The organism is Micromonospora kangleipakensis, from assembly GCF_004217615.1.
Lineage (GTDB): Bacteria > Actinomycetota > Actinomycetes > Mycobacteriales > Micromonosporaceae > Micromonospora > Micromonospora kangleipakensis.
On the sequence record NZ_SHLD01000001.1, the window covers coordinates 2,468,177 to 2,490,056 of the forward strand.

Annotated in this window: 19 protein-coding genes; 17 read left to right on the top strand and 2 right to left on the bottom strand. The window is 72.4% G+C overall.

From position 1 onward, the window contains the following. Positions 1 to 24: 24 nt before the first annotated feature. Together EV384_RS12015 and EV384_RS12020 are read left to right on the top strand one after the other, a co-directional pair. Complete coding sequence (locus EV384_RS12015) at positions 25 to 1,614, top strand: Rieske 2Fe-2S domain-containing protein (RefSeq protein ID WP_130332959.1); 1,590 nt, start codon at positions 25 to 27, stop codon at positions 1,612 to 1,614. A 200-nt stretch (positions 1,615 to 1,814) separates the two neighbouring features. Beyond that, on the top strand, positions 1,815 to 2,441 hold the full coding sequence (locus EV384_RS12020) for a TMEM175 family protein (RefSeq protein WP_130340461.1): 627 nt from the start codon (positions 1,815 to 1,817) through the stop codon (positions 2,439 to 2,441). Positions 2,442 to 2,675: 234 nt separating this feature from the next. Here EV384_RS12020 and EV384_RS35320 read toward each other — a convergent pair whose 3' ends face one another. Continuing rightward, positions 2,676 to 2,951: a hypothetical protein gene (locus tag EV384_RS35320; protein WP_207232299.1), complete on the bottom strand. Its 276-nt coding sequence runs from the start codon at positions 2,949 to 2,951 to the stop codon at positions 2,676 to 2,678. A gap of 23 nt (positions 2,952 to 2,974) precedes the next feature. On the opposite strand from EV384_RS35320, the gene EV384_RS35325 reads away from it, so the two are divergent. The 9 genes from EV384_RS35325 (at position 2,975) to ispG (ending at position 11,585) form a co-directional block, all read left to right on the top strand. After that, positions 2,975 to 3,196: an MMPL family transporter gene (locus EV384_RS35325; protein WP_207232300.1), complete on the top strand. Its 222-nt coding sequence runs from the start codon at positions 2,975 to 2,977 to the stop codon at positions 3,194 to 3,196. Then, positions 3,193 to 3,396: a hypothetical protein gene (locus tag EV384_RS35330; RefSeq protein ID WP_207232301.1), complete on the top strand. Its 204-nt coding sequence runs from the start codon at positions 3,193 to 3,195 to the stop codon at positions 3,394 to 3,396. Before EV384_RS35325 ends, EV384_RS35330 begins: the two co-directional genes overlap by 4 nt. A gap of 78 nt (positions 3,397 to 3,474) precedes the next feature. After that, on the top strand, positions 3,475 to 4,020 hold the full coding sequence (locus EV384_RS12030; protein WP_130332961.1) for a GNAT family N-acetyltransferase: 546 nt from the start codon (positions 3,475 to 3,477) through the stop codon (positions 4,018 to 4,020). Positions 4,021 to 4,212: 192 nt separating this feature from the next. After that, positions 4,213 to 4,434, top strand: coding sequence for a transposase (locus EV384_RS12035; RefSeq protein ID WP_130340463.1), 222 nt, complete (start codon positions 4,213 to 4,215; stop codon positions 4,432 to 4,434). A gap of 150 nt (positions 4,435 to 4,584) precedes the next feature. Continuing rightward, complete coding sequence (locus tag EV384_RS12040) at positions 4,585 to 7,071, top strand: GcvT family protein (RefSeq protein ID WP_130332963.1); 2,487 nt, start codon at positions 4,585 to 4,587, stop codon at positions 7,069 to 7,071. A gap of 269 nt (positions 7,072 to 7,340) precedes the next feature. Continuing rightward, entirely contained in the window at positions 7,341 to 7,901 is a 561-nt protein-coding gene (locus tag EV384_RS12045) for a Uma2 family endonuclease (protein ID WP_130332965.1), read from the top strand. 43 nt (positions 7,902 to 7,944) lie between these two features. Next, positions 7,945 to 9,156, top strand: a complete 1,212-nt coding sequence (dxr, locus tag EV384_RS12050; protein ID WP_130332967.1) for a 1-deoxy-D-xylulose-5-phosphate reductoisomerase — start codon at positions 7,945 to 7,947, stop codon at positions 9,154 to 9,156. Then, on the top strand, positions 9,156 to 10,403 hold the full coding sequence (locus EV384_RS12055) for a M50 family metallopeptidase (protein WP_130332969.1): 1,248 nt from the start codon (positions 9,156 to 9,158) through the stop codon (positions 10,401 to 10,403). The genes dxr and EV384_RS12055 overlap by 1 nt, the downstream gene beginning before the upstream one ends. A gap of 9 nt (positions 10,404 to 10,412) precedes the next feature. Beyond that, complete coding sequence (gene ispG, locus EV384_RS12060) at positions 10,413 to 11,585, top strand: flavodoxin-dependent (E)-4-hydroxy-3-methylbut-2-enyl-diphosphate synthase (RefSeq protein WP_130332971.1); 1,173 nt, start codon at positions 10,413 to 10,415, stop codon at positions 11,583 to 11,585. Between the two features lie 76 nt (positions 11,586 to 11,661). Here ispG and EV384_RS12065 read toward each other — a convergent pair whose 3' ends face one another. After that, on the bottom strand, positions 11,662 to 12,246 hold the full coding sequence (locus EV384_RS12065) for a PadR family transcriptional regulator (protein WP_130332973.1): 585 nt from the start codon (positions 12,244 to 12,246) through the stop codon (positions 11,662 to 11,664). Between the two features lie 122 nt (positions 12,247 to 12,368). On the opposite strand from EV384_RS12065, the gene EV384_RS12070 reads away from it, so the two are divergent. The 6 genes from EV384_RS12070 (at position 12,369) to EV384_RS12095 (ending at position 21,780) form a co-directional block, all read left to right on the top strand. Beyond that, the gene (locus tag EV384_RS12070; RefSeq protein WP_130332975.1) at positions 12,369 to 13,595 is read left to right on the top strand and encodes an MFS transporter; all 1,227 of its coding nucleotides are present in this window, start codon (positions 12,369 to 12,371) and stop codon (positions 13,593 to 13,595) included. Between the two features lie 55 nt (positions 13,596 to 13,650). Further along, positions 13,651 to 14,490 carry a GNAT family N-acetyltransferase gene (locus tag EV384_RS12075; protein ID WP_130332977.1) on the top strand — a complete coding sequence of 280 codons (840 nt, stop codon included), beginning with the start codon at positions 13,651 to 13,653 and terminating at the stop codon, positions 14,488 to 14,490. A 114-nt stretch (positions 14,491 to 14,604) separates the two neighbouring features. Next, on the top strand, positions 14,605 to 15,348 hold the full coding sequence (locus EV384_RS12080) for an ATP-binding cassette domain-containing protein (RefSeq protein ID WP_130332979.1): 744 nt from the start codon (positions 14,605 to 14,607) through the stop codon (positions 15,346 to 15,348). Continuing rightward, positions 15,345 to 17,495, top strand: a complete 2,151-nt coding sequence (locus EV384_RS12085) for a YhgE/Pip family protein (RefSeq protein WP_130332981.1) — start codon at positions 15,345 to 15,347, stop codon at positions 17,493 to 17,495. Before EV384_RS12080 ends, EV384_RS12085 begins: the two co-directional genes overlap by 4 nt. A 71-nt stretch (positions 17,496 to 17,566) precedes the next feature. After that, positions 17,567 to 18,160, top strand: a complete 594-nt coding sequence (locus EV384_RS12090; RefSeq protein WP_130332983.1) for a TetR/AcrR family transcriptional regulator — start codon at positions 17,567 to 17,569, stop codon at positions 18,158 to 18,160. 119 nt (positions 18,161 to 18,279) lie between these two features. Then, positions 18,280 to 21,780, top strand: a complete 3,501-nt coding sequence (locus EV384_RS12095; protein ID WP_130332984.1) for an ABC transporter ATP-binding protein/permease — start codon at positions 18,280 to 18,282, stop codon at positions 21,778 to 21,780. The last annotated feature ends 100 nt before the right edge of the window (positions 21,781 to 21,880 follow it).

Here is a 21,880-nt window from a genome sequence, read left to right on the forward strand (position 1 = left end):
ATTGTCTTTTTGAGGGGGACTGCGGTGCGAGTGACCGGTACGGGACATGCCAGCATGCGGATCGACACGGCCGCGGGCAGCATCCTGTGCGACCCGTGGGTCAACCCGGCCTACTTCGCCTCCTGGTTCCCTTTCCCGGACAATTCACTGCTGGACTGGGACACCCTGGGCCAGGTCGACTACCTGTACGTCTCGCACCTGCACCGGGACCACTTCGACGCCCGGCACCTGCGCGACTTCGTCTCGAAGGACGCCACCGTCCTGCTTCCCGAGTTCCCCACCTCGGAGATGGAGGACGAGCTGCGGGAGCTGGGCTTCACGAAGTTCCTGAAGGCGCCGAACGAGCAGGTCGTGGAGTTGCCCGGCGGTCTGAAGATCATGATCCAGGCGCTGACCAGTCCGACCGACGGCCCGATCGGTGACTCGTCGCTGTGGGTGGAGTACGACGGGGTCCGGCTGCTCAACCAGAACGACGCCCGCCCGACGGACCTGAGCGTCTTCGCCGAGCTGGGCCACGTGCACGCGCACATGCTGCAGTTCTCCGGCGCGATCTGGTACCCGATGGTCTACGAGCTGCCGCAGGCGGCGAAGACCGCGTTCGGCAAGCAGAAGCGGGACCGGCAGTTCGACCGCACCTGGCGCTACATCGACGACCTGCAGGCCGACCACGTCTTCCCGATCGCCGGCCCGCCGTGCTTCCTCGACGACGCGCTGTGGCAGTTCAACGACATCCACGGCGACGAGGGCAACATCTTCCCCGACCAGTCCGTCTTCATGGCGGAGTACGCCAAGGTCGGCGGCACCAACGGCATCGTGCTGCTGCCGGGGAGCGTCAGCGAGATCACCACCGAGGGTGCGACCACCACCCATCCGGTGCCGGTGGAGGAGTTCTTCGCCAACAAGGTCGCCCACCTGGAGGAGATGCGGGAGCGCAAGCGCCCGGTCATCGAGGCGGAGAAGGCATCCTGGCGGCACCCCGAGGTGGACGTGCTGGGCGAGATGAAGCGCCGGATCGAGCCGCTGCTGGACGAGTCGATGTACCTGGCCAAGGGGGTCGGCGGCCCGGTCCGCTTCGACCTCGTGGAGCCTGACGGCTCGGGCGGGGAGACCGTTGAATCCATCGTGGTGGACTTCCCGGGCAAGGAGGTCCGGCCGTACGTGGACGAGAAGGTGCGTTACCGGTTCCGTACCGAGCGGGCGCTGATCGAGCACCTGCTGCACATCGGCGAGGTGGACTGGGTCAACTCGCTCTTCCTCTCCTGCCGCTTCTCCGCGGCCCGGATCGGCCAGTACAACGAGTTCGTCTACGCGTTCTTCAAGTGCCTCTCCGAGGAGCGCCTCCAGTACGCCGAGGGCTGGTACGACGAGCACGAGCGGGCCGTCGACGCCGAGGACATCACGCTGGACGGCTGGGTGGTGCAGCGCCGCTGCCCGCACCTGAAGGCCGACCTGAGCCGGTTCGGCATCGTGGAGGGCGACCAGCTCACCTGCCAGCTGCACGGCTGGAAGTTCGACATGGCCAGTGGCCGCTGCCTGACCAGCGTCGGCCACAAGATCCGCGCGCATCGCGCCGACGAGCAGACGCCCGCTCCCGTCGGTGAGGCGCTCAGCTGACGACCGGCCAGAGCGCGCGGATGTAGCGCCCCGGCCGCATCCCCGATCCGCGCCCGCGTGGCCCCCTCTGTGGGCCACCATGCAGTGGAGGGTGGCGAAAGCCGCAGGCTGGCACCGACCGGACACCAGCGAGAGCGGGGCGGGGCGTGACGGGGGCAGACGCCAAGGAGCGGGAGTACCGGTACGGGCGCGACCGGGAGATGGCCCGGGGCGCCTCCCGGGTGGAGGCGATCAGCGACGGGATCTTCGCGGTCGTGCTGACGGTGATGGCCGTCGAGCTGCTCCAGTACGGCCCCGCCCGGGCGGCCGGGAAGGAGCTTCCCGACGCCCTCACCCAGGCCTGGCCGTCCTACCTGGCGTACGTGATCACCTTCGCGATCGTCGGCCACATCTGGCTCGCCCACCACAACATGTGGCGGTACGTGGTCCGGGTCGACCAGACGCTGCTGGTGTTCAACCTGCTCCTGCTGCTCTTCGTCGCCGCGATCCCGTTCAGCGCCGACCTGCTCTCGGACAACCTGCGCAGTGGCGTGACCGAGCAGCGGCTGACCGCTGTCATCTACGTCGGCACCCTGCTGGGTGAGGACCTCTTCTTCAACCTGAGCTGGTGGTGGGCGCGCCGGCGCCGGCTGCTCCACCCCGACCTGGATCCGCGGCTGGCCCGGGCGGTCGCGCGGCGTTTGATGCTGCGCCCACTGCTCTACCTGGTCGCCTTCGCGTTCGTCTCCGTCGACCCGATCCTCAGCCTTGTCCTCTACCTCGCGTTCGTCGGCCTCTACCTCATCCGCGGCCCCGGCAACCTCCCCAGGTCCTCCAACGCGGAATAGATCCCGCGATCTTGCACTTCCTGCCCCGACATGAGGCGCGAACGCCGCAAAGAGGGCCGAAAGTGCAAGATCGCGGAGAGTTCCCCGGCGGCACGATCGCGCCGATCGACGTGCTGGTCACCGGCGCGGCGGCCGACGCGGTCCGGCCTTTCGCCGACCGGTTGCGGCGGTTCCCGGGGTGACCGGGGTCCAGGTGGCGCCGAGCGCGGGGGAGTCGACGCTGCTGTCGGTGACCTACCCGGGCGAGCCGACCGGCGACGTCGCCCAGGACGTGGTCCGCACGCTGCGGGACCTGCTGGACAGCCTCGGCGACCGGCTGCCCTGGATGGCGCTGCTGAGGGCCGGCGCGACCCTGCTGCTGCTCTTCCTCGCCTTCGGCTCGGTGTTGCTGCCGGTCAAGCCGGTGCTGATGAACCTGCTCTCCATCGGCGCCTCGTTCGGCGTGGTGGTCTGGATCTTCCAGGACGGGCACCTGTCCGACCTGCTCGGCTTCACCCCGATCGGCTTCATCGAGCCGAGCAAACCCGATCCTCATGCTCGCGGTGCTGTTCGGGCTGGCCACCGACTACGAGGTATTCCTGCTCTCCCGGGTCTGCGAGGAGTGGGACAAGACCGCGGACAACACGACCGCGGTGGCCAGCGGCCTCCAGCACACCGGGCGGATCATCACCGCCGCTGCGTTGCTGTTGATCATCGTGGTGGCCGGCTTCGCCACCGGCGGGATGTCGTACATCAAGCTGATCGGGTCGGCATGATCGTGGCGATCGTGGTCGACGCGACGCTGGTCCGCGCGCTGCTGGTGCCGGCCACCATGCGTCTGCTCGGCCGGTGGAACTGGTGGGTCCCCGGCCCCCTCGCCGGCATCTACCGCCGCTACGGCATCCGCGAGTCCGCCGACCCCAGCCCCGCCACTGCGGCGGCCCGCCAACGGCTCAGCGCCAGCGTCGCGGAGTAGCCGGCCAGGACGATCACAGGGAACAGGTAGAGCCAGAGCAGGACGGCGCCGCCGCCGCACGCATTACGATCCGCCAGCATGACGATCGTCTCGACCGACCGCCTGATGGTCCGCGACTGGACCGAGGGCGAAGCGGACCTGGACCGGATCTACGACATCTACTCCCGGGACGAGGTGATGCGCTGGCTGGGCGGCGGATCGGGGCGGATGACCGACCCGGCGCAGGCGGCCGAGCGGGTCCGGTCCTGGCGGGACCGGTACGCCCCGTACCGCGACCGGTACGGCCTCTGGGCGATCGAGCCGCGCGCCACCGGCCGGGTGGCGGGCAGCGTGCTGCTCAAGCCGCTGCCGGGCCGTGACGGCGTCACCCCCACCGACGACATCGAGATCGGCTGGCACCTGCACCCCGACTCCTGGGGGCACGGCTACGCCACCGAGGCGGCCCGGGCGGTGCTCGACCGGGAGTTCGCCGGCGGCGCCCGGCAGGTCTACGCGGTGGTGATGGCGGGCAACGAGGCGTCGACGGCGGTGGCCCGCCGGCTCGGCATGACCCATCTCGGCGTCCGCACCGACTGGTACGGCGGCGCCGAACTGGAGACCTTCGTTCTCAACCGTCCCGACTGACCGGTTCCGCCGCGCGCCCATGCCTAGAACAGGGGGTGTGCAGGCGAGCTGCGGCCCTATCGTCGGCGCCGTGCTGATCCGCTTCGGCGCCGCCCCCGATCGGGTCCGCTTCACCGCCCGTACCGGCGGCACCTGCGCCAGTTGTTCCTGCCGTACCGGGGCACCGGCCTCGAAGCCAACCTGGTGGAACTGGTGTTCCTGCCGACCTACGCGTCCCGGCTGAACTGGATCGAAGCCGAGTTCGCCGCGGTGCGCTACTTCGCGCTCAACGGCACCGACCACCGCAGCCACGCCGAGCAGGACGCCGCCATCGGCGACTACATCCGCTGGCGCAACCACCGCGCCAAACCGAAATCCGGATTCGCCACCGGATCCAAAATCCGCCACCCGGATTACCCGTTCAAGGCTGCATGACGAGGCACTAGTTCGCGGCGCTGCGGGTCTAGGGGTAGCGGTCCAGGATCGGACAGACCTGTCGAGGTGACCGGCCGACGGCGGTGCGCGCGGTCGGGACGGCCATAATCGACGCGCCTGGCGAACTCGTCAATCAGGATCGGAGCGACCATGACCCTGCCGACACCGCCCAAGAGCGGCCCCGCGCCGAGCGGCGTCCCAGATCGTGCGCGCGTCGTCGTGGTGGGCGGCGGGATCATCGGGACCTCCGTCGCGTACCACCTCGCCCACCTCGGGTGGACCGACGTGGTGCTGCTCGAACGCGACCAACTGACGTCCGGCACCACATGGCACGCGGCCGGGCTGATGGTCACGTTCGGCTCGACGTCCGAGACCTCCACAGAGATGCGCAGGTACACCCGCGACCTGTACGCCCGACTCGAGGCCGAGACCGGGCTCGCCACCGGGTTGAAGCAAGTCGGCTTCATCGAACTCGCGACCGAACCGGGCCGCCTGGAGGAATACCGCCGCGTCTCGGCGTTCAACCGGTACTGCGGAGTCGACGTTCACGAGATCTCGCCGGGCGAGGTCAAGAAGCTGTTCCCCCTCGCCCGCACGGACGACCTGCTCGCCGGCTTCTACGTGCCGCAGGACGGCCGGGCGAACCCTGTGGACGTCACGATGTCGCTCGCCAAGGGCGCCCGGATGAAGGGGGTGAAGATCTTGGAGGGCGTCCCGGCTACGGGCGTGCTGCGGCGGGGCGGCGCGGTGACAGGCGTACGGACACCGTACGGCGACATCGAGGCCGAGTACGTCGTCAACTGCGCGGGCATGTGGGCCCGCCAGCTCGGCGCGGCTGCGGGCGTGAACATCCCGCTGCAGGCGGCCGAGCACTACTACCTGATCACCGAGCCCGTCGAGGGCGTCGACGGATCCCTGCCCGTACTCGAAGACCCGGCGTCGTACGGCTACTTCCGCGAGGAGGGCGGCGGGCTGATGCTCGGGCTCTTCGAGACCGTCTGCGCGCCCTGGAAGATCGAGGGCATCCCCGACAACTTCTCGTTCGGGGAGCTACCGCCCGACTGGGACCGGATGGCGCCATACCTGGAAAAGGCGATGGAGCGGATCCCGGTCTCGATGGAGGTGGGCGTCCGCAAGTTCTTCTGCGGGCCCGAGAGCTTCACCCCCGACCTGCAGCCGATCGTCGGCGAGGCGCCCGAGCTGAAGAACTATTTCGTGGCGGCCGGGCTGAACTCCATCGGCATCCTGACGGGGGGCGGGATCGGTCGCGCACTCGCCCACTGGATCGTCGACGGCCGACCGGACATCGACGTCACCGGCATCAACATCGACCGGCTGCACGCCTACCAGAGCAACCCGGAGTACCGGGCGACGCGCACGGTCGAGTCGCTCGGCATGGTCTACCAGTGCCACTACCCGGGCCGCTCGATGCAGACCGCTCGCAATGCGAAGCTCTCCCCGCTGCACCACCGGCTCGTCGAGCAGCGCGCGTACTTCAAGGACGTGAGCGGTTGGGAGGGTGCCGACTGGTACGCGCCCGAGGGTGTCGAGCCGAAGGTCGATGCGCTGTCGTGGGGGCGGCAGAACTGGTTCCCGTACTGGGAGGCCGAGCACCGCGCCGCCCGCGAAGGCGTGATCCTCATGGACATGTCGTTCATGTCGAAGTTCCTCGTGCAGGGACGCGACGCTGGACGCGAACTCGAGCGCATCTCCGCCAACCGCGTCGACGGCGAGGCGGGCGTCATCACCTACACGCAGTGGCTCAACGAGGGCGGGACGCTCGAGGCCGACCTCACGGTTACCAAGCTCGGGGACGACCGGTTCTGGGTCGTTGCCTCGGACACGGCGCACCGGCACGTCGAAGCGAGGATGCGCCGCCACTTCGGGGACGCGCACGCGTTCGTCACCGACGTCTCGGGTGGCTACGCGCAGATCAACATCCAGGGACCGCGCTCGCGGGAACTGCTGGCGTCGGTGACGACGCAGGACATGTCCAACGAGGCGTTCCCGTTCCGCACGGCGCGCGAGATCGACCTCGGGTTCGCCCGCGTGCTCTGCATCCGCATCACCTACCTCGGCGAACTGGGGTATGAGCTCTACATCCCCGCCGAGCAGGCCGTGCACGTCTACGACCGGCTCGTCGAGGCGGGCCGGGCGGTGGGTCTGCGGCATGCCGGGCTCAAGGCGCTGTCGAGTCTGCGGATGGAGAAGGGCTACCGCGACTACGGGCACGACATCGACAACACCGACTCGGTCCTCGAAGCCGGTCTTGGCTTCGCAGTCGCGCTCGACAAGCCGGGCGGCTTCATCGGCCGCGAGGCCGTGCTGGCCAAGAAGGCCGAGGGGCCGCTCACCCGCCGGCTCGTGCAGGTGCTGGTCACCGACCCCGAACCGTTGATGTTCCACGCCGAGGTCGTGCGCCGCAACGGCACGCCGGTCGGCTACATCCGGGCGGCCTCGTACGGCTTCTCGCTCGGTGGGGCGGTCGGCCTCGCGATGGTTGACGCACGCCAGCCGCTCGATCAGGCGTGGATCGATTCCGGCAAGTGGACCGTCGAGATCGGCGCCTCGACCTACCCGGCCGTGGTCTCGCTGCGACCGCTCTACGATCCCGCCAACAAACGGATAAAGATGTGAGGGGTAGGAGTATCCACCGATCTCATCGAGCTCTATCTCATCCACCCTGGGCATGACCGGGTTGATCGATTCGGGCTCGTACATCACACGGGTGGTCGGGCGTCCGAAGGCCGATGCCTGGAAGAGCCGGTCCAGGTCCTCCTCAGTCCGGTGGACGAGCCGCCAGTCCAGCACGTGGTCCATCAGCGCCTTGGTCACGTTGCGCGGATGGAAGTTGCCGACGATGAGGCGGCCCACCGGGCCGCACCGTTGGGTCGGCGTGACGACGCGTGGACCGCACGAGCAGCGCTCGACCTGTTGCCGGAGAACACGGCCCGCGCGTGGAGGTGCTGCGTGGCTGCGTCGTGGTCACGCCCGGATGCGGGCCCGACCGGCGGGTGGTGCAACGGGAGCTTGCCTATCGCCTCCGGCAGGCGGGACGATCGGCTCGCGTGTGGGCTTACCACTCGGTCAATGTCATCTCTGGGGATGATCTCTTTATCCCGGATCTCGCCATGTTGCGCACTACGGGAGGCGGTCGAACGGCGATTGACATCTCATCGGCGGTCCTGCTCGGCGAGATCGTGTCGCCGGCCGACCACCGCAGCGGTGTGATCGACCGGCGTCGCGAGTACGCCGCGGCCGAGGTTCCCTTCTTCCTCCGGGTCGACCTGCGTAACCGGGTTCCTGCGCTGGCCCTCCACGAGCTGGTCGAGGGGGAGTACCAGGCGCTCTCCGCCGCAGCCGCCGGCACCACCTTCGTCATGCGGCGGCCGTTCGAGTTCACGGTCGACCCGGCCGATCTGCTCGACGAGGAGGCGCTGGTGGAGGAACCGGACAGCGGGGAGTGAGGCTCCCAGCGGGCGCTCAGGACGCCTGGGGAAGAATGGCCGGGTGACCTCTCCCCGCGACCTCGTCCTGCTCGGCTCCACCGGCTCGATCGGTACCCAGGCCATCGACATCGTCCGGCGCAACCCCGACCGGTTCCGGGTGGTCGCGCTCGGCGCGGGCGGCGGCAACGTCGAACTGCTCGCCGCGCAGGCCCTCGAACTGGGCGTCGAGGCGGTCGGCGTGGCGAAGGCGTCCGCCGCGCAGGATCTCCAGCTCGCCTTCTACGCCGAGGCGAGCCGGCGCGGCTGGGCCACCGGGGACTTCAAGCTGCCGAAGATCGTGGCCGGGCCGGACGCGATGACCGAGCTGGCGCAGTGGCCGTGCGACGTCGTGCTCAACGGGGTGGTCGGCTCGCTGGGGCTGGCGCCGACCCTGGCGGCGCTGCGCGCCGGTCGTACCCTCGCCCTGGCGAACAAGGAGTCGCTCGTCGCCGGCGGCCCGCTGGTCAGGGCCGCGGTGACGCGGCCGGGGCAGATCGTCCCCGTTGACTCCGAGCACTCGGCGCTGGCGCAGTGCCTGCGCGGGGGCACCCGCGCCGAGGTGCGGCGGCTGGTGGTCACCGCCAGCGGCGGCCCGTTCCGGGGCCGGCGCCGCGACGAGTTGACCGAGGTCACGCCCGCGCAGGCCCTGGCCCACCCGACCTGGAACATGGGTCCCGTCGTCACGATCAACTCCGCGACCATGGTCAACAAGGCGCTGGAGGTGATCGAGGCGCACGAGCTGTTCGACGTGCCGTACGCCGACATCGAGGTGATGGTCCACCCGCAGTCGGTGATCCACTCGATGGTCGAGTTCACCGACGGCTCGACCCTGGCGCAGGCCAGCCCGCCGGACATGCGGCTGCCCATCGCGCTCGGCCTCGGCTGGCCGGACCGGGTGCCGGGGGCCGCCGCCGCGGTGGACTGGACGAAGGCCCACACCTGGGAGTTCTTCCCGCTGGACGACGCCGCGTTCCCGGCGGTCGCGCTGGCCAAGGCCGCCGGCGAGGCCGGGCGCTGCCGGCCGGCGATCTACAACGCGGCCAACGAGGAGTGCGTCGCGGCCTTCGTCGCCGGGCGGCTGCCGTTCCTCGGCATCGTCGACACCCTCGAGCGGGTGTTGGAGGACGCTCCCGACTTCGCGGAACCAGGTACCGTCGAGGACGTGCTCGCCGCCGAGTCGTGGGCACGAACGCACGCCCTGGAGATCATCGCGGCGTCGGTGGAAGGAGCCTGATGGCAAACCTGCTCGGGGTGGCGCTCTTCGCCCTGGCGATCCTCATCTCGGTGAGCCTGCACGAGGCGGGGCACATGCTCACCGCCAAGGCCTTCGGGATGAAGGTCACGCGGTACTTCGTCGGCTTCGGCCCGACGCTGTGGTCGTTCAGGCGCGGGGAGACCGAGTACGGCGTCAAGGGCATCCCGCTCGGCGGCTTCTGCAAGATCGTCGGTATGACGCCGCAGGACGACGACGTCGACCCGGCCGACGAGCCGCGCGCGATGTGGCGCTACCCGGTCTGGAAGCGGACGATCGTGATGTCCGCGGGCTCGATCACCCACTTCGCGCTGGCCCTGGTCGCGCTCTGGATCATGGCGGTCTCCGTCGGCCTGCCCAACCCGAAGTTCCCCGGCACCGAGCAGGAGTTCCTGGCCGAGCCGGCGGTGGTCGCCCTCGCCCCGTGCGTGGTGGTGGAGAACGCCAACCGGGCCTGCCAGCCCGGCGACCCGGCCAGCCCGGCGGCGAAGGCCCAGCTCCGGGACGGCGACCGGATCACCGCGGTCAACGGCAAGCCGGTGAACAGCTGGGGCGACATGCTGGACGTGGTCCGCGCCACCAACCCCGGCACGGCCACCGTCGACTACGTCCGCGACGGCGTCACGGCCGCCGCCACCGTCGACCTCGCTGCCGTGCAGCGTCCGCCGCTGGGCGACCCGAAGGGCGCCACCTCGTCGGTCTCCGCGCTCGGCGTCGCGCTCCGGCCCAGCACCCCGCAGCTGATCGAGTACGGCCCGGTCGGCGCCTTCGGCGGCACCGCCGACTTCACCGGCACCATGGCGGTGCAGACCGCGCACGCCATGCAGCGCATCCCGCAGAAGGTCCCCGCCCTCTGGACCGCGATCACCGGCGGTGAGCGGGACGTGGACACCCCGATCAGCGTGGTCGGCGCCAGCCGGCTCGGCGGCGAGGCCGTGGCGAACGACGCTTGGTACACGTTCTTCATGCTCTTCGTCTCGCTGAACTTCTTCATCGGCGTGTTCAACCTGCTGCCGCTGCTCCCGCTGGACGGCGGCCACATCGCCATCGCCTGGTTCGAGCGGGTCCGGTCCTGGCTCTACGGCCGGATCGGCCGGGCGGATCCGGGCCGCGTCGACTACCTCAAGCTCATGCCCATCACGTACGCGGTGATCCTGATCGGTGGCGTGTTCACGCTGCTGACCGTGACCGCGGACGTCGTCAACCCGATCACGCTCTTCCCAAGGTGAGTGCCTGAAGTGACCGCTGTCAGTCTCGGTATGCCCCCCGTACCGCCGCCGCCGCTCGCCCCGCGTCGGGCCAGCCGCCAGATCATGGTCGGCTCGGTACCGGTCGGTGGGGGTGCGCCGGTCTCGGTGCAGTCCATGACCACCACCCTGACCGCCGACGTGAACGCCACGCTCCAGCAGATCGCCGAGCTGACCGCCTCCGGCTGTCAGATCGTCCGGGTGGCCGTGCCGTCGCAGGACGACGTCGAGGCGCTGCCGGCGATCGCGCGCAAGTCGCAGATCCCGGTGATCGCCGACATCCACTTCCAGCCGAAGTACGTCTTCGCGGCGATCGACGCCGGCTGCGCGGCCGTCCGGGTCAACCCGGGCAACATCCGCCAGTTCGATGACAAGGTGAAGGAGATCGCCAGGGCGGCCGGCGACGCCGGGGTGCCGATCCGGATCGGCGTCAACGCCGGCTCACTGGACAAGCGGCTGCTCGCCAAGTACGGCAAGGCCACCGCCGAGGCGCTGGTCGAGTCGGCGCTCTGGGAGTGCTCGCTCTTCGAGGAGCACGGCTTCCGGGACATCAAGATCTCGGTCAAGCACAACGACCCGGTGGTCATGATCCGGGCGTACCGGCAGCTCGCCGAGAAGTGCGACTACCCGCTGCACCTGGGGGTGACCGAGGCGGGCCCGGCGTTCCAGGGCACCATCAAGTCGGCGGTCGCCTTCGGTGCGCTGCTGGCCGAGGGGATCGGCGACACCATCCGGGTCTCGCTGTCGGCCCCGCCGGTGGAGGAGATCAAGGTCGGCAACGCGATCCTGGAGTCGCTGGGCCTGCGCGAGCGGGGCCTGGAGATCGTCTCCTGCCCGTCCTGCGGTCGGGCCCAGGTCGACGTCTACAAGCTGGCCGAGGAGGTCACCGCCGGCCTGGAGGGGCTGCCGGTGCCGCTGCGGGTCGCCGTGATGGGCTGCGTGGTGAATGGCCCGGGTGAGGCCCGCGAGGCCGACCTCGGCGTCGCCTCCGGCAACGGCAAGGGGCAGATCTTCGTCAAGGGCCAGGTCGTCAAGACCGTCCCGGAGGCGCAGATCGTCGAGACGCTGATCGAGGAGGCACTGCGGATCGCCGACGAGATGGGCGCCGAGATCCCCGAGGAGCTTCGCGACATGGTCCCCGGTCCCCGGGTCACCGTGCACTGACGTTCCGACGCACCGTCGGAAAGGGCGGCCGTCCCCGTGGGGGAGGGCCGCCCTTCCGCGTACGTGGGTGAGCTGCTCACTCGGATTCGGCGAGGATGGCGTAGAGCTTGCGCCGGGTCTCGTCGAGCACCTGGGCGGCCCGTTCGCGCTGGTCGTCGGTGCCGGTCATCATCACCTGGCGCAGCGCGTTCATCGCCTGCGCGCCGGCGTCCCGGATGTCGTGCCAGCTGTTGACCGTGTTCTCGGCGAACTCCGCCCAGGGCGGGGTCTGCGCCGCCCCGGTGGCCTCCGGGCGCCCCTGGTCGGTGAGGGTGAACCGCTTGCGCCCGCCGCCCGATCCGTCGGTGGCGACGATGACGCCCTCGTCCTCCAGCAGTTGGAGGGTGGGGTAGATCGAGCCGGGGCTGGGCCGCCAGGCCCCGCCGGTGCGGGAGTCGATCTCCTGGATCATCTCGTAGCCGTGCATCGGCCGCTCGGTGAGCAGGGCCAGCACGGCGCCCCGGACGTTGGGCCGGCGTCCCCGGCCGCGACCGCCCCGGCCGCCTCGCCCGCCGTGACCGTGCGGCCCGGGGTGGAACGGCGGCCCGGGCGGGAACGGGGGGAAGCCGAAGCCGCGCATCCGAGCCTCGTGCATCGCGTGCATCCGTCCGTGGAATCCCATCGGACTCTCCTTCACTCCGTAGTGTCGCTGATGCATCGACGATATATCGGCAACGCATCGGCGACAAGACGAATCGTGGGACGGGACGGCAAACCGTACGTACGTCTTGCTAGGCTGCCGGCGTGCGCCTGCTTCCCGAACCGGGCCCGGCCCGGACCCTCGCCCTCTCCACGCTGGTCAACACCGTCGGCCGGGGCACCTGGCTGACCGTCAGCGCGCTCTTCCTGACCCGTTCGGTCGGCCTGACCGTGGCCCAGGTCGGCCTCGGCCTCACCGTCACCGCGCTGGTCAGCCTGGTGGCCAGCACCCCGATGGGCTACCTCGCCGACCGGTACGGCCCGCGCGGCATCCAGCTCACCGCGCTGCTCGCCTCCGCCGCCTGCACCGCCGCCCTGATCGCCGTCCGGTCCTTCCCGACCTTCCTCGTCGTCGGGATGCTGATGGCGATCGCCGACGCGGCAAGCCGGGGCGCCCGGGGCGCGCTGATCGCCGGGGCCGTCCCCGCCGAGCAGCGGGTGCGTACCCGGGCCTGGCTGCGCGCCGTCACCAACGTCGGCATCTCGGTCGGCGCCGTGGTCGCCGGCTTCGGCCTCGCCGCGGACACCCGGGCCGGGTACGTGGCCCTGATCCTGCTCGACTGCGTGACGTACCTGGTCGCCGCGGCGATCCTGCTCCGGCTGCCGGCCGTCCCGCCGGTACCCGCGCCCGCGCACGGCCCGCGGCTGATCGCCCTGCGGGACCGCCCGTTCCTGGCCTTCACGGTCCTCGACGGGCTGCTCTCGATGCACTTCGGGCTGATCAACATTGCCCTGCCGCTCTGGATCGCCGACCACACCACCGCCCCGGACTGGCTCGTCTCGGCCTGCATGCTGGTCAACACCGTCATCGTGGTGCTCTTCCAGGTGCGCGCCTCGCGCGGCACCGAGGACCTGGCCGGGGCGGCCCGCGCCGCCCGCCGGGCCGGCGGGGTCATCGCGGTCGCCTGCGGGCTCTTCGCCGTGAGCGGGGGCGTGGCGACCCCGGCCGCGGTGGCGCTGCTGCTCGCCGGGGCGTTCGTGCACGTGATCGGCGAGCTGTGGCACGCGGCGGCCGGCTGGGGGATCTCCTTCGGCCTGGCCCCGGCCCACGCCCAGGGGCAGTACCAGGGCGCGTACGGGATGGGCATGCAGCTCGGCGGGATGATCGCGCCGGTGGTGGTGACCACCCTGGCGGTCGGGTGGGGGGTGCCCGGCTGGCTGCTGCTGGGCGCGCTCTTCCTCCTGCTCGGGCTGCTGGTGCCGCCCGTCGTGGCGTGGGCGCGGCGGTCCCGCCCGGCCGAGCCGGCGCCCGCGCCGGTCCCGGTTGGCTGACCCGGTCATCAGGTCGGCCGGCGCGCCCGGGGGCCGATCTGGCAGGCTGGTAGCCGTGCTGACGGTGCCGGTACGCCAACTGGGGGAGTCGGAGCGCCGCGCGGTCGAGCGGCTGCTCGACCTCGACCCGTTCGCGGGCGCGCAGGTGGCCGAGCGGGTGGCCGCGCGCGGGCTGGCCTGGTGGCGGGCCGACGGCCGGATCCTGGGCTACGGCGCCCGGCGCAGCCTCGAGTCGATCTGCTGGCTGGGCGGCAACCTGACCCCGGTGCTCGCCACCGAGTCGGCGGTCGCCGCCTTCGCCGACCAGCTCGGCACCGAGGAGCGGATCTGCTCGTCGATCGTCGGGCGGGCCGACGCCGTGCTCGGCCTCTGGGACCGCCTCTCCGGGCAGTGGGGGCCGGCCCGGGACGTACGCCCCAACCAGCCGCTGCTGGCCACGGACGCGCTGCCGACGGTGGCGGCCGACCCGGAGGTGCGGCAGGTGCGCGGCGGTGAGATCGACCGGCTCTTCCCGGCGGCGGTGGCGATGTACACCGAGGAGGTCGGGGTCTCGCCGCTGGCCGAGGACGGCGGGCGTGGCTACCGGCGGCGGGTGGCCGACCTGGTCCGCGCGGGCCGCGCGTACGCCCGGTTCGTCGACGGCAAGGTGGTCTTCAAGGCCGAGCTGGCCGTGGTGACCCGGCGCACCGCCCAGGTCCAGGGGGTCTGGGTAGCGCCGGAGTGGCGGGGTCGGGGGATCGCGACGGCGGCGATGGCGGCGGTGGTCCGGGACGCGCTGGTCCGGGTCGCGCCGACGGTCAGCCTCTACGTCAACGACTTCAACCTGCCGGCCCGCCGGGTCTACGAGCGCTGCGGCTTCCGGCCCGTCGGCACCCTCGCCACCGTGCTTTTCTGAGCCGGGCATGGCCGGGATCACGCTCCGCTGAATTGCGCCGAACCGGACGTACGGCGTTATGCTGACCATGTTTTTGTACTGACCGGTCAGTTCAACGGAAGTCGGGATGGGGCGATGGAGATCGTCGAAGCCAGCGGGCTCGGTCTGCGGACCCGCCGGGGCTGGGTGTACCGGGACGTCGACCTCACCGCCGGGGCCGGCGAGCTGCACGCGGTGACCGGGCCGCCCGGCAGCGGGCGCACCTCCCTGCTGCTCGCCCTGGCCGGCCGCTTCCCGCACACCGACGGGGAGCTGCGCCGGCGCGGCCCGGCCGCGCTCGGCCAGGTCGCCAGGGTGCACGAGCCCGACCCGACGCTGACCGTGGCCGAACACATCCAGGAGCGGCTGCTGCTGCTCGGGCCGGTGCCGCGCCGCCGCCGCCAGCTCGTGCCGGTCGCCGCCGTCCGGGCCCGCCGGGCGTACCGGCGGGACGCCTTCGCCGCCGCCATCGCCGGTGCCGGCTTCACCGACACCCCGCTCGACCCCGACCGGTACGGCCGGGACCTCACCCCCGTCGAGCGGCAGGTGCTCGGCCTGGTGCTGGCCAGCCTGAGCGGCCCCAACCTGATCGTCGCCGACGACGTGGACGCCGGATCCGACGCCCCCGAGCGGCAGTGGATGTGGGCCGCCCTGTCCCGCCTCGCCGACCAGGGGTACGCCGTGGTCGTCAGCGCCCGCGCCGTCGAGCCCGGCAGCACCGCGATCACCCACCGGATCGGCGACCCGACCCTGCCCGCCCGTACCGAGCTGACCCTGCCCCCGGCCGCCCTCGTCGCCCCCCGGGCGGCCCAGGACCAGATCCCCGAGGTGACCGCATGAGTGTCGTTCGTCTTGCACTCTTCGAACTGCGCCGGATGACCCGGGGCCGGCTGCCGCGCGCCGCGCTCGCCGTCCTCACCGTCATCCCACTGCTCTACGGCGCCCTCTACCTCTACGCCTTCTGGGACCCGTACGGGAACCTGGACCGCATCCCCGTCGCCCTGGTCAACGCCGACCGGCCGGCGAAGGCGAGCGACGGCACCGAGGTGCACGCCGGCCGGGACCTCACCGACGAGCTGATCGACCGCCGGGTCTTCGGCTGGACCGTCACCGACCCCGACGACGCCGCCGCCGGCCTGCGCAGCGGCCGCTACCACCTGGTCTTCTCCATCCCGGCGGACTTCTCCGCCAACCTGGCGGCCAGCCCCGAGCCGGACCAGCCGGCCCGCCGGGGCGAGCTGAAGGTGGTCAACGACGACGCCACCAACTACCTGTCCGGGCTGCTCGCCCGCTCCGCGTTCAGCGAGATCCGGGCCGCCGCCGCGGAGAGCACCGCCGCGTCGTACTTCGACAAGATGCTGATCGGGTTCACCGACGCCAAGGCGGAGACCGGCCGGGCCGCCGACGGCGCCGGGAAGATCCACGACGGGCTCGGCGCCTCCGAGGACGGCGCCGGGAAGATCGCCGACGGGCTGGACGCCTCGGAGAACGGCGCCGGACAGCTCGCGGCCGGCCTCGACAAGTCCGTGCAGGGCGCGGCGAAGCTGGCCTCCGGGCTCGACCAGCTCTACACCGGCGCGGCGCAGATCGCCGACGGCACCAACCGCGCGGCGACCGAGACTCGGGCCGCCGCCGCCCAGGTGGACGCGGCCGCCGACAGGTACGGGCCGCTGCTGCGGGACAACGCCGAGGAGATCGGGCGGGCCGCCACCCTCGTCGCCGAGGGCGCGGAGGCGCTCGCCGACGGCATCGACGCGCTGCCGGCGAAGGCGGACGAGGTGGTGACCCAGGCGGACAAGGTCCGCGACCGGCTGGACGCGCTGGTCGAGGCCCACCCCGAGCTGGCCGACGACCCGAACCTCGTCGCCGCCCGGCAGGCCGCCGACCAGGCCGTCACCGCCGCCAGGGCGGTCGTCGCCACCCTCGACAAGAGCGACCTGGCCGGGCTGAAGAAGCAGATGACCCAGGTCGCCGCGACCGCCCGCGAGGTCGCCGCCGCCGCGCCGCACCTCGCCGACGACGTCGCCGGCGCCCGGGCCAAGGTCGACCAGCTCGCCAGCGGGCTCACCACCCTCGCCGACGGCAGCGCCAGGCTGCGCGACGGACTGGGCGGCGCGGCGGACGGCGCGGACCAGCTCCGCGGCGGGCTGTACCGGCTCGCCACCGGCGCCCGCCAGCTCGACGGTGGGCTGGCCCAGCTCAGCAGCGGCAGCGACCGGCTCGCCGACGGGCTGACCAGGCTGGAGGGCGGGGCAGGCGACCTCGCCGACGGGCTGGCCGCCGGGGAGAAGAAGCTGCCCGGGTACGACGACGCGGAGAGCCGCGCCGACATCCTCGGCGACCCCGTCGGGCTGATCCGCAACTCGCAGCACCCGGCCGGCTCGTACGGCGTGGGCTTCGCCCCGTACTTCCTCGCCCTGGCGCTCTGGGTCGGCGCGATGATCACGTACATGCTGCTGCGGCCGGTCAACCGGCGGCACGTGATGTCCGGCGCGCCCGGCTGGCGGGTTGCGCTCGCCGGCTGGCTGCCCGCCGCGGCGATCGGGCTGGCCCAGGCCGGGGTGCTCTTCGCCGTGGTCACCCTGGTGCTCGGCCTCGACCCGGTGCACGGTGCGGCCACCCTCGGCCTGCTGGCGCTGACCTCGCTCGCCTTCACCGCGATCATGCAGCTGCTCGGCGCGGCGCTCGGCCCGGCCGGCCGGCTCGCCGCGCTGGCCCTGCTGATGCTCCAGCTCACCTCCTCCGGCGGCACCTATCCGGTGCAGACCTCGCCCGGCTTCTTCCAGGCGATCCACCCCTGGCTGCCGATGACGTACGTGGTGGCCGGACTCCGGCACACCATCAACGGCGGGCCGGCCGGACCGGTGCTCACCGGGGCCCTCGTGCTCGTCGCGTTCGGGGTGGGTGCCCTGGTGCTGACCATCGCCGCGACCCGCCGCTCCCGCCGACTCACCCCGGCCAAGCTGCACCCCGAACTGGCCATGTGAGGATGCTGATGGGTCGGACGGCGGTGACGCGGGGCTCCGGCACGGGCCGGGGTTGTCGACGGGGAGGTCGAGTGACGGACGGACGGTCGCGGCGGCGGGAGGACACCCGCCAGCGCCTCTTCGTGGCGGCGGTGGAGCTCATCGCCGAGCAGGGCTTCTCGGCGACCACCGTCGACGACATCGCGGCCCGCGCCGGCGTGGCGAAGGGGACGATCTACTACAACTTCGAGTCCAAGACGGCGCTCTTCGAGGAGCTGCTGCGGCACGGCATCGGGCTGCTCACCGCCGACTTCCGCGCCGCGGTGGACGGGCTGCCGCCGCGCGAGGCGCTCGCCGCCCTGGTCCGCGCCGAGCTGCAGTACATCCGCCGGTACCGGGCCTTCGCCCAGCTGCTGCTCTCAGAGATGTGGCGGACCAACCGGGAGTGGCAGCAGACCCTGCGGCTGCTGCGCGGCGAGGCGATCGAGGTGATCGCCGAGACCGTCCGGGCCGGGGTGGCCAGCGGCGACCTCCCCGCCGACCTGGACGTGCGGACGGCCAGCTCGGCGCTGTTCGGCGTCGGGCTGGTGGTGGCCGTGGACTGGCTGGTCTTCCAGCCGGAGCGGCCGATCGAGGACGTGCAGGAGGCGCTGCTCGGCATCGTCCGCCGGGTCGCCCAGACCTGAGCGCGGGCGGCGGCCGTGGCCGCCTACGGAGCGGGGCGCGGTAAATGCGTTGAGCGGTCGCGGCCGGACGACAAGGCTGGGGGCACCGCCCCGCCCACCCGAGTCCGGAGGACCGTCCCATGCGCCTGCTCCGTGATCTCTGGGCCACCGCACCGCGCCGGATGGCGGTCGTCGTCCTGCTGATCCTGCTCGGCGCCGGTGGCCAGGCCGCCGCCTCGGCGCTGGCCGGGCCCGTGCTGGTGCACCGCTCGGCCGGCTGGTTCGCGGCCCTGGCCGTGGCGCTGGTCGCCGCCGTGCTCACCGACCTCGCCATCGGGCTGCTGATGGCCGGGCTGACCGCCGACTGGTCCGCCGACGTCCGCCGCCGGCTCTGCCGGGTGGCGCTCGGGCAGCACCTGCCCACCCTGGAGACCACCCCCGTCGGCGAGCTGCTCGACCGGATCGACAACGACGTCTACCAGGTCGCCGCCGAGATGCGGAACACCGGCGTCCGCCTCGTCCAGGGGCTCGCCGTCTGCCTGCTCGCCACCGCGAGCGCGCTGATCGTCTGGTGGCCGGCCGGGATCGGGATGGTCGTGCTGACCACCCTGCTCGGCGTGCTGCTGCGCCGCCCCACCGCGCGGATCGCCCCGGCCCGGATGGCCGAGGAGGAGGCCTGGTCCGACCTCGCCGCGGTGATGGAGGAGGCGGTGCACGGCCAGGACGACGTCCGCACCAGCCTGGCCCGGCCGTACGTGCTGCGGCTCTACGCCCGGCGGGCCGCCGAGGTGATCGCCCGGGGTGGCCGGGTCTTCCGGCTCTCCGCCCGGGTCACCGCCCTCGCCGCCGGGTGCATCCGGGTCGGCATCGCCGGCGTGGTGCTCGGCGGGGCGTGGGCGCTGGCCGCCGGCCGGATCGACGGCGCCCGGCTCACCGCGATCTGGCTGCTCGCGCTCGCCTTCGGCGCGACCGTCGAGCACATTGCCCGCTGGGTGCCGCACCTGCAGTACGCGCTCGGCGCCTGGGCCCGGGTGCAGCTGCTCTCCGGCGCCCGGCAGGAACCCGCCGGCGGCGCCGCCCCGGCCGACGGCGACCTGACCGTCCGCGGGCTCACCTTCCGGTACCCGTCCGGCGGGGACGAGCGGGGGCCGGCGCTGCGCGACATCCGACTCGCCTTCGCCCGCGGCCGGTCGTACGCCCTGGTCGGGCGGACCGGGTCGGGCAAGTCGACGCTGGCCAAGGTGCTCACCCGGGCCGTGGACGTGCCGCGCGGCACCGTCTTCCTCGGCGACACCGACCTGGTCGACCTGGACGTCGAGGCGCTGCGCCGGTGGATCGCGGTGGTGCCGCAGCGTACCGAGATCCTGGCCGGCACCCTCGCCGAGAACGTCGCCCTCTTCGACCCCGAGCTGCTCGACGACGCCACCCGGGCGCTGGCGGAGCTGGGGCTGGCCGGCTGGATCGCCGAACTTCCCGACGGCGTGGACACGAAGCTCGGCGAGGGCGGGCACGTCCTCTCCGCCGGGCAGGAGCAGCTCGTGGCGTTCGCCCGGATCCTGGTCCGCGACCCGCACGTGGTGATCCTCGACGAGGCCACCGCCCGGCTCGATCCGGTCACCGAGACCCGCGTCCGCCAGGCCACCGAACGTCTGCTCGCCGACCGGATCGGCATCGTCATCGCGCACCGGCTCTCCTCGGTGCGCCGCTGCGACGAGGTCGTGGTGATGGCCGACGGCGCGGTGCTGGAGGCCGGCCCGCTGCGCGAGTCGGAGCGCTTCGCCGAGCTGCTGGCAACCAGCCACGCCAGCGCGTACGCCTCGGCCGGCGCCGGGCGCGGCGGGGTGGATCTGCTGCCCGGGCCCGATGAGCCGTGGGACGACGGCGAGCCGGCGTCCGCGCCGGCCGGGGCCGCCCGGCCGGCCCCGGTGGTCGTACCGAAGAGCGACCCGCCGCCGCTGCCCCCGGCGCCGCCCGCGCGGACCATGCGGGAGATCCTGCGGCTGGGCACCAACGACCCGCGGTACGGCCTGGTCTCCGTCTGCCTCTTCGTGGTGATGACGCTGCTCGGCCTGGACGGCTCGGTGCTGCCGTGGCTCTGGGCCGACGTGGTCGGCGGGGGCGACCCGTGGCTGCCGGCGCTGGGCATCGTCGCCGCGCTGCTGGTCGTCCTGCCGCTGCCCTACCTGACCAACCTGTGGTTCCCGCAGTGGTGGATCCGGCAGATGCTGCGGATCAGCCTGCGGCTGGTGCACGGGCAGACCGGGCCGCGCCGGGTCAGCGGGCACACCCCGGCCGAGGTGGTCGCCCAGGGCGGCGACACCGACCGGGTGGTGCAGCTCGCCGACAACCTGATGGACCAGTTCATCTCGGTGGCGATCGTGGTCACCATGACCGTGGTGACCGGCAGCGTCGTGCCGGGGCTCTTCTTCGCCGGGACGATGCTGGTCTCCGGGCTCGCGGCGACACTGTTCGGGCCGCGGCTGGAACGCACCGCCGGGGGGACCGTGAAGGCCCGGGCCGCCTTCGCGACCGCCCTGGTCTCCTCGCTCTCCGCCGCCCGCACGGTGAAGCTCGCCGGCGCCACCCGCCCGGTGCTGGACCACCTCGCGGCGCTCGACACCGTCCGCAGCGACCGGCAGCGCCGGGAGATCTCCATGCAGGTGTGGGCGCGGTCCACCCCGTCGCTGGTCAGTGGCCTGTTGCCGATCGGCGCGTGGGCGCTCTACCTGGCCGGCGGGCTCTCCGCCGGCGCCACCCTGGTCGCGGTCTCCACTCTCGGGGCGGCCCGCTGGTTCGCCTGGACCACCGCCTCGCTGGTCTCGCACTACCCGTCGGCGCGGGTGTGGACCCGGCGGACCGTGGCGATGGCCGGGATCGGGGAGTACTCGGCGTCGGTGCCGGGCGTCGACCTCGCCGCCGGCACCGCGCCCGCGCCCGACCCGCCGCCGCGCCACCCGCTGCGCCGGCTCGACCTCACCGGCTTCGGGGCGCTGCACACCGACGGCACCCTCGCCGTCCGGGACGTCGACCTGACCGTCGAACGGGGGCAGTTGGTGCTGGTCGTGGGCCCGGTCGGCTCCGGCAAGTCCTCGCTGCTGCGGGCCCTCGCCGGCATCGTGCACCACACCGGCACGCTGCGCTGGAACGAGGATCCGGTCACCGAGCCGGAGCTGTTTCTCCGCCCCGGCCAGGTCGGATACGTCAGTCAGCTGCCCCGGGTGCTCTCCGGCACGGTGGCCGACAACATCGCCCTCGGCCACGAGGTGGACGCCGCCGACGCGGTGACGACGGCGCAGCTGGAGCACGACCTGGCCGCGGCCGGTGGCGGGCTGGGGCTGCTGATCGGGCACAAGGGCACCCGGCTCTCCGGCGGGCAGCTCCAGCGGCTGGCGCTGGCAAGGGCGCTCGCGCCGCGTACCGAGCTGCTGATCGCCGACGACGTCTCGTCCGCGCTGGACGTCACGACCGAGCTGGCGCTCTGGGCGGCGCTGCGCGACCGCGGGGTGACCGTGGTCGGGTCGACGTCCAAGCGGGCCGCGCTGGTCCGCGCCGACCACGTGGTCGTCCTGCTCGACGGCACGGTCGCCGCCCAGGGCCCCTGGCGCGACCTGGAACCCCGCTGGTCCCACCTGGCCGGCTGACCGCGCCGCGCCCCCGGCTCCACCGTTGACCATGAAGTTGTCGCCAGGACACGCCGGGTGGCCGGGCAATAACTTCATGATCAACGAGGGCCGGGGCGGG